Source organism: Bradyrhizobium oligotrophicum, from assembly GCF_051168495.1.
Lineage (GTDB): Bacteria > Pseudomonadota > Alphaproteobacteria > Rhizobiales > Xanthobacteraceae > Bradyrhizobium > Bradyrhizobium oligotrophicum_A.
This window is the reverse complement of sequence record NZ_JBNPVB010000023.1, coordinates 87864-94715: the sequence shown is the minus strand read 5'-3', so window position 1 is coordinate 94715 and position 6852 is coordinate 87864. Positions and strand designations below refer to the sequence as shown.

The window sequence follows — 6852 nt, the reverse complement described above, 5'->3', positions numbered from 1 at the left end:
AGTTCGATTCATGATGTGACAAATCGTACACGCAGCTCAACGGAAAAGCCCGGAATTCTTGCCCAGCCTCGTCGGGCCGAACGGCCTCGAGGCATGCGGCGAAGGTTGTCGTCATTCCTGCACAAGCCGGCGCCCACCAGGTTTGCGACCATCGCCGACGGTGTGCATCACGCTTCGTCGAGTCTCGAACCGTGATGTCGTCTTCGTTGTCGCGGTCGTGATGCCGGCGCGGCGGAGAGGCCGCGAATATTTGCTCCCACCGATAGTCAATACAGACGAGGTCGCACCTCGACCGGCTGGCCCTGACAGGGCATCGATCGATCGCGTGCGCGTTCTCAGCATCCTCTGCAACTGGAGACTCGTCATGACATCGTTGACATCAAAGGCGGCAGCCGTGCTGCTGTCGATGGCTGCTGCCGCGCCCGCATCGGCGCAGGGCTGGTTCTACGGCGAACAGGAGCCGGCGGCGTTTCAGGCAATGTATCCCGACCGCGACGTGCTCAATGGCGGCGCATTGACGCCAGCAGGACGAGTGGGCCTGGTGCGCCCCTCCGGCGCGGCGCTCGTGTTGCCGCCGTCCGCTCATACCCGAGCGTATGGGCGGCTGCCTGGGCGGCGATGACGCGGCCATGGCCACGATGGGCCGTCGCACGGCCGGTATCTCGACCGCGGCGCGTCATCGTCCTACACTGCCCCGCATGCGACGCCTTCCTCTCAGAGACATCGAAGCCTTCGTGGCCGTGGCCCGCGCCGGCAGCCTCGCACAGGCGGCCGTGATCCTGAATCTGAGCGTGCCGGCATTGAGCCGTCGCATTCAGCAGCTCGAAGCCGGGCTCGGCGTGCGGCTGTTCGAGCGACAGCCGCGTGGCCTTGCGCTCACAGCGGCAGGCGATACTTATTTTGCCGCGCTCGATCCGGCCTGGCGCAGCATGACGCAGGCGACAGATGAGCTGCGCAGGCGGGACCATGGCGGGCTCACCGTCAGCGTGATGCCGACCTTTGCTGCGAACTGGCTGATGCCGCGGCTGCACCGTTTCCAGGCCCGGCACGGCGCGGTGCAGATCGTGTTGCAGACATCGGCTGAGATCGAGGATCTCCCTGCGCGCTCCGAGCTCGACTGCGCGATCCGGCTGGGGCGGGGACCGTGGCCGGGGGTGACCAGCGAACCGCTGCTGGCGGTGGATGCGGTGCCGGTGCTGAGCCCGCACCTGCGTGATCGGTGCGGCGTCCCGCGGCATCCGCGCGACCTCGTCGATGCCAGGCTGATCGGCACCGACCACCAGGTCGAATTCTGGCAGGAGTGGTTCGCCGCCGCGGGCATCGACGCCGCGCCGAGCAACTGCGTCGTGTTCGACAATCTGCAGGTCGTCTACGAGGCCGCGAGCGCCGGCATGGGCATCGCGCTCGGGCTCGATCCGGTGGTGCGGCCGTTCATCGATTCCGGCCGGCTGGTGCCGTTGTTCGCCGGGCGTGTGCGCCTGCCGCGGCAGTTTCATCTCGTGCGCCGCAGCGCCGCCGGCGGGAAGGCGCGCGACTTTGCGGTGTTTAGCGACTGGCTGTTTGCGGAAGCCGCGCGCTTCGCCGCATGACGCGCAGGCTGCGGCTTGCGCTGCGCTGAAGCCTCGCGGCCGAAAACGGAATGGTGCCGCATCGCCCGGCCGCCTAACATCAGGCGGCCCGATCCTGCGAGACGACCATGCCGAGCTACCGCCTGCACTACTTTCCCGAATCCGGCAACAGCTACAAGCTGGCCCTGATGCTGACGCTGTGCGGGCAGCGTTTCGAGCCGGTCTGGACCGACTTCGGCGGCGGCATCACCCGCACGGCCGCGTGGCGCGCCAACGTCAATCCGATGGGCGAGATTCCGGTGCTGGAGGAGGACGGCGTGCGGCTGACGCAAACCGGGCCGATTCTGCTCCAGCTCGCCGCGCGCTACGGCAGGTTCGGCGGCGCGGACGAGCGCGAGCGCTTCGAGATCCTGCGCTGGCTGTTCTGGGACAATCAGAAACTGTCCGGCTTCATGGCGACCTATCGCTATCGCCGCGCCTTCACGCCGCAGCCCGACGAGAAGGTGCAGGGATTCCTGCGCGCACGCATCGACGACTTCCTGTCGATCCTGGCCGGCGAAGTGGCGCAGCGCCCCTTCATCATCGGCGAGCGGCCGACGGTCGCCGACCTCTCGCTGTGCGGCTATCTGAGCTTTCCGGTGGAGGAGAGCGGCTATGATCTCGCCGCCCGTTTCCCGCCGGTCGCGGCATGGCTGCAGCGTATCGCAGCGCTGCCCGGCTGGAAGGCGCCCTATGACCTGCTGCCAGGACAGCGATTGCCGCGCTACGTCTGAGAGACGGAGGTGATCACGAACGTCCCTCGGCTCGCGCGGTCGTGATTGGGGTGCAGCGTTCGCCTGCCTACATCTTCGCTTGTGCGAGTTGATGCGGAACAGGGGGAGACCAATGATGATTGCTTTCAGGAGCCTGGCGGCAGCTCTGCTGATGTCGACGCTGGCGGCCACCGCGGCATCGGCCCAATTCTCCGAGCCGGCGGCCTATGCGGCCACGCATCCCGACCGGGACGTGCTCAACGGCGGCGCGCTGACACCGGCAGCTCAGGCGGAGCTGGCCCGCCGCGGCACGTCAGCCGTTCCGAATGCCAACGCAGCAATGCCGCCGGCCGATTCCGTGAGGCCGCACCGGCGTCATCGGCGCTGAGCGCGACGCCTCAGTTGGTGTGTTCCTCGCGCTCGTGGATGACACTGGCGCGGCCGACGATGAGATCGTCGACATGGCCGATGCGCGAGACGTCCTTGCCGGCATAGGGCAGGGAGTGCAGCACGCAGCGCATCGCATTCAGCCGCGCGCGTTTCTTGTCGTCGGACTTGATCACGGTCCACGGGCAGTCGGCGGTGTCGGTGGAGAAGAACATCGCCTCCTTGGCACGGGTGTAGTCGTCCCATTTGTCGAGTGACGCCGTGTCGATCGGCGACAGCTTCCACTGCTTCAGCGGATGCGCCTCGCGCTCCTTGAAGCGGCGGCGCTGCTCCTCGCGGCTGACTGAGAACCAGAACTTGATCAGATGCATGCCGCTGCGCACGAGATTGCGCTCGAACTCCGGCACCTGGCGCAGGAACTCGTCATATTCGGCCTGCGAGCAGAACCCCATCACGCGCTCGACGCCGGCGCGGTTGTACCAGGAGCGGTCGAACAGCACGATCTCGCCGGCGGTCGGCAGATGCTCGACATAGCGCTGGAAGTACCATTGGCCGCGCTCGACGTCGCTCGGCTTGTCCAGCGCCACCACGCGGGCGCCGCGCGGATTGAGATGCTCCATGAAGCGCTTGATGGTGCCGCCCTTGCCGGCGGCGTCGCGGCCCTCGAACAGCAGCACCAGGCGCTGGCGGGCATCCTTCATCCAGTTCTGCAGCTTCAGCAGCTCGGTCTGCAGGATGAACTTCTGCTCCTCGTAGTCCTTGCGGAACATCCGGTATTTGTAAGGGTAGCCGCCCTGGCGCCAGGTGTCGGACAGTTCGTCCGAGGTGTGGCGCTTGTCGCGCTTGGCCTGCTTGCCGTCGATCAGCGCCTTCATCAGCTTGGCGTCGTCGGGCGCGGCGCCGTCGAGCATCGCCTTCACCGGGGCGCTGTCGGCGTCGAGCGCCGGCGGCCCGTTCAGCACGCTCTCGAACGCCGACAGTCCGGTGATCTGCGCGGCCTGCATCGATTCATCGACCAGCGACTGTGCGATCGGATCGAGCTTGGGCGCGGATTGCCGGCGCGCGACGTTGGCCCGCGCGCTGGCGCGCTTGGTCGGTCCGTCGGAAGCCTTGCCCTTGGTGGTCTTCTTTGCCATGCCAATCCGCCCCGCCTGTTCGTGTCGTGCAGAGATGTGAATCGTTTTTTATCCGCCAAGCGTGCTGCGGCAGGTTGACCTGGATCAATGGGTCGCAGGCCTTGTAGGAACGAGGCAGGGCGATACCGCTCTTGTTGAGATTACGGCTGATTTTGAGCCAAGATCCCCGCCGCTCCGGGGCAAGGCCGAATGGCCTTGAACCCGGAATCTCGGGATTGCTTTGAGTCTTTGCTAACAAGCTCGGGGTTCCGGGTTCGATCGCCAGAGCGCAACGGCGCTCCGACGATTGCCCCGGAATGACGGGAGGCACTTCATCGGCCGTCTACGTTGTCGGGCTCATCCGTTTCCACGTCGTCATGGCCGGGCCTGTCCCGGCCATCCACGTCGCTCGGCACCCGGGGACCGACGTGGATGCCCGGGACAGGCCCGGGCATGACGGTGTAACAAATTGGCAGACGTTCGAGAGGCGCGGCTTGTTCGCTCAGCAGCGGCTCACACCACGATGGACAGCCGCTTCGCGGCGCGGGTGATGCCGGTGTAGAGCCAGCGCGCGCGGCTCTCCTGAAATGCAAAACTCTCGTCGAACAGCACGACGTCGTCCCATTGCGAGCCCTGCGACTTGTGCACGGTCAGCACATAGCCGTAGTCGAACTCGTCATAGGGCTTGCGCTGCTCCCATGGGATGTCCTCGATGCCGCCGGCGAAGCATTCGCCGCGCACCGAGACTTTCGTCACCTTTCGGCCGAGATCCTCGTCCGGCGCGACCCGCATGGTCACGATCTTGGACTTGGAAGTTGCGCGCGACTTCACCCGCCACAGCCCGCCATTGAACAGGCCCTTCTTGCGGTTGTTGCGCAGGCAGACCAGCTTGTCGCCGGCGACGGGCAGCGCGTCCTCGATGTCGAGGCGCTGGCGGAAGCGGTTGTTGTAGGCGCGGCGGGTGGCGTTGCGGCCGACCAGCACCTGGTCCGCCGCCATGACGCGGGACGGATCGAGCTCGCGGCGCTCCACCACCTCGCTCTCGCCGTAGCGGCCGATGTCGAGCGTGTTGCCTTCGCGCACGTCCATCGACATCCGCACGATCGGGTCATCCTTGGCCTGGCGATGCACCTCGGTCAGCATCACGTCCGGCTCGGTCTCGGTGAAGAAGCCACCGCCCTGGACCGGCGGCAGCTGCGCGGGATCGCCGAGCACCAGCAGCGGGCAGTCGAACGAGAGCAGGTCGCGGCCGAGATCGGCGTCGACCATCGAGCATTCGTCGATGATGATCAGCTTGGCCTTGGACGCCGGCGCGTCGTCCCACAATTCGAAGTTCGGCTGCTCCTCGCCGCTCTCCCGGGCGCGATAGATCAGCGAGTGGATGGTGGAGGCGTCGTCGCAGCCCTTGCTGCGCATCACGAGCGCCGCCTTGCCGGTGAATGCTGCGAACTTGACCTCGCCATCGACGCCCTCGGCGATGTGACGCGCCAGCGTCGTCTTGCCGGTGCCGGCATAGCCGAACAGCCGGAACACCTGCGGCGTGGCGTTCTTGCCCGGCTTGGCCTTCAGCCAGTCACTGACGGCCTTCAGCGCGGAATCCTGGTGGGGGGAAAAGGTGGTCATGACTCACGGGGATGGAGCCGCAAGCAGCGACTCGGGGACATTCCGTGAACCTAAGGGCTGCGGGCGGGAGATCAAGCGCTCGATGCGAATGGGTCCGAGCCTCCCCCGCTTGCGGGGGAGGCCGCGTCGCATCGAAAGATGCGATGCGGGTGGGGGAATGCTCCGGCGGGATTGCCCGTGTGGCGCCCCCACCCCAGCCCTCCCCCGCAAGCGGGTGAGGGAGCGCAGGGGGGCGCGGCGATTGCTACGGCTCCATCCAGAAGGAAGGTGAGCCTACTGCCAGCCCGGCACACCCCTCATGTCCGGCAGATGATGCGCGATGCCCTTGTGGCAGTCGATGCAGGTCTTTTCGCCGGTGAAGAGGAAGCGCTGGTGGGCTTCGACGGCGCGGGGCGACTGCTTGGTGATGTCCATCGACTGCGCGCTGTGGCAGTTGCGGCATTCCAAGGAGTCGTTGGCCTTGAAGCGCGCCCATTCGTGCAAGGCGAGCTCCAGCCTTCGATCGCTGAACTTCTCGCGGGTGTCGATCGAGCCGAACAGGTGGCCCCAGACCTCCTTCGAGGCCTGCATCTTGCGCGCGATCTTGTCGGTCCAGTTGTGCGGCACGTGGCAGTCCGGGCACGACGCGCGGACGCCGGAGCGGTTGGAGAAATGCACGGTGGTCTTCAGCTCGGCGAACACGTTGTCCTTCATCTCGTGACAGCCGGTGCAGAACTTCTCGGTGTTGGTGATCTCCAGCGCGGTGTTGAAGCCGCCCCAGAAGATCACGCCGGCGACGAAGCCGGCGAGCACCAGCACGCCGAGCCCGAAGATCGAGCTCGGCTTCAGCAGCACGTCGATCAGGTCGAGCACGAACTGGAAGGCGCGGCGGACGAGGCCGAGCCGCTTGTCGGGGACGGGCGCTTTCGCGCCCTCCGGAATGTCGGCGCTGCTCATCGCGCACCACCGGGCTTGGCGCGCGACAGCATCGTGTCGATGTCGACGAAGTCGTTGCTGACGGGCGGAGCGGCCGCGCTCTGCGGCACGTGGCATTGGGTGCAGAAGAAGCGGCGCGGCGACACCGAGGCCAGGAACTGGCCGTCGCGATCCATGAAGTGGGTGATCGACAGCATCGGCGCCTTGGACTCGGCCGTGCGCGCGCGGGCGTGGCAGGACAGGCATTTGTTGCCCTGCATGTCGACCTGATAGCCGTCGATGGCGTGCGGAATCACCGGCGGCTGCTCCGGATAGTTGCGCACCTCCCGCTCGGCCGTGTTCTTCATCGGCTGCATCGGCGGCGCCGGGCCTTCGTCGTTGAGCGGCGTGGGACCGCGCAGCGAGGACGAGACGCTCTGGGCGAGCAGCGCGCTGGATCCGGCCGCAACGCTGGCCGCGATCAGCATGACAGCAAGTTTCTTGATCATGTCA

8 protein-coding genes are annotated in these 6852 nt (G+C 66.5%); 4 read left to right on the top strand and 4 right to left on the bottom strand.

Going from position 1 to position 6852, the window contains the following annotated elements; genetic code table 11:
* Window positions 1-364: 364 nt before the first annotated feature.
* The 4 genes from ACQR1B_RS31430 (at window position 365) to ACQR1B_RS31415 (ending at window position 2708) form a co-directional block, all read left to right on the top strand.
* Window positions 365-622, top strand: coding sequence for a hypothetical protein (locus ACQR1B_RS31430; protein ID WP_434834756.1), 258 nt, complete (start codon window positions 365-367; stop codon window positions 620-622).
* Window positions 623-638: 16 nt separating this feature from the next.
* On the top strand, window positions 639-1589 hold the full coding sequence (locus ACQR1B_RS31425; protein ID WP_434834758.1) for a LysR substrate-binding domain-containing protein: 951 nt from the start codon (window positions 639-641) through the stop codon (window positions 1587-1589).
* A 107-nt stretch (window positions 1590-1696) separates the two neighbouring features.
* Entirely contained in the window at window positions 1697-2341 is a 645-nt protein-coding gene (locus ACQR1B_RS31420; RefSeq protein ID WP_434834755.1) for a glutathione S-transferase family protein, read from the top strand.
* Window positions 2342-2456: 115 nt separating this feature from the next.
* Window positions 2457-2708: a hypothetical protein gene (locus ACQR1B_RS31415; RefSeq protein ID WP_434834754.1), complete on the top strand. Its 252-nt coding sequence runs from the start codon at window positions 2457-2459 to the stop codon at window positions 2706-2708.
* Window positions 2709-2718: 10 nt separating this feature from the next.
* Here the strand turns inward: ACQR1B_RS31415 and ppk2 are convergent, their stop codons facing one another.
* From ppk2 to ACQR1B_RS31395, 4 genes are all read right to left on the bottom strand, one after another.
* Entirely contained in the window at window positions 2719-3843 is a 1125-nt protein-coding gene (ppk2, locus tag ACQR1B_RS31410; protein WP_434834753.1) for a polyphosphate kinase 2, read from the bottom strand.
* Between the two features lie 492 nt (window positions 3844-4335).
* Window positions 4336-5445, bottom strand: coding sequence for an ATP-dependent DNA helicase (locus ACQR1B_RS31405; protein ID WP_434834752.1), 1110 nt, complete (start codon window positions 5443-5445; stop codon window positions 4336-4338).
* Between the two features lie 273 nt (window positions 5446-5718).
* The gene (locus ACQR1B_RS31400; RefSeq protein WP_434834751.1) at window positions 5719-6381 is read right to left on the bottom strand and encodes a NapC/NirT family cytochrome c; all 663 of its coding nucleotides are present in this window, start codon (window positions 6379-6381) and stop codon (window positions 5719-5721) included.
* Window positions 6378-6848, bottom strand: a complete 471-nt coding sequence (locus ACQR1B_RS31395; protein ID WP_434834750.1) for a nitrate reductase cytochrome c-type subunit — start codon at window positions 6846-6848, stop codon at window positions 6378-6380. Before ACQR1B_RS31395 ends, ACQR1B_RS31400 begins: the two co-directional genes overlap by 4 nt.
* Between the last annotated feature and the right edge of the window lie 4 nt (window positions 6849-6852).

Excerpts from the sequence above, each read along its gene's own strand:
- ACQR1B_RS31430 (WP_434834756.1), top strand. The coding sequence starts at position 365 with ATGACATCGTTGACATCAAAGGCGGCAGCCGTGCTGCTGTCGATGGCT.
- ACQR1B_RS31425 (WP_434834758.1), top strand. The coding sequence starts at position 639 with ATGGGCCGTCGCACGGCCGGTATCTCGACCGCGGCGCGTCATCGTCCT.
- ACQR1B_RS31420 (WP_434834755.1), top strand. The coding sequence starts at position 1,697 with ATGCCGAGCTACCGCCTGCACTACTTTCCCGAATCCGGCAACAGCTAC.
- ACQR1B_RS31415 (WP_434834754.1), top strand. The coding sequence starts at position 2,457 with ATGATTGCTTTCAGGAGCCTGGCGGCAGCTCTGCTGATGTCGACGCTG.
- ppk2 (WP_434834753.1), bottom strand. The coding sequence starts at position 3,843 with ATGGCAAAGAAGACCACCAAGGGCAAGGCTTCCGACGGACCGACCAAG.
- ACQR1B_RS31405 (WP_434834752.1), bottom strand. The coding sequence starts at position 5,445 with ATGACCACCTTTTCCCCCCACCAGGATTCCGCGCTGAAGGCCGTCAGT.
- ACQR1B_RS31400 (WP_434834751.1), bottom strand. The coding sequence starts at position 6,381 with ATGAGCAGCGCCGACATTCCGGAGGGCGCGAAAGCGCCCGTCCCCGAC.
- ACQR1B_RS31395 (WP_434834750.1), bottom strand. The coding sequence starts at position 6,848 with ATGATCAAGAAACTTGCTGTCATGCTGATCGCGGCCAGCGTTGCGGCC.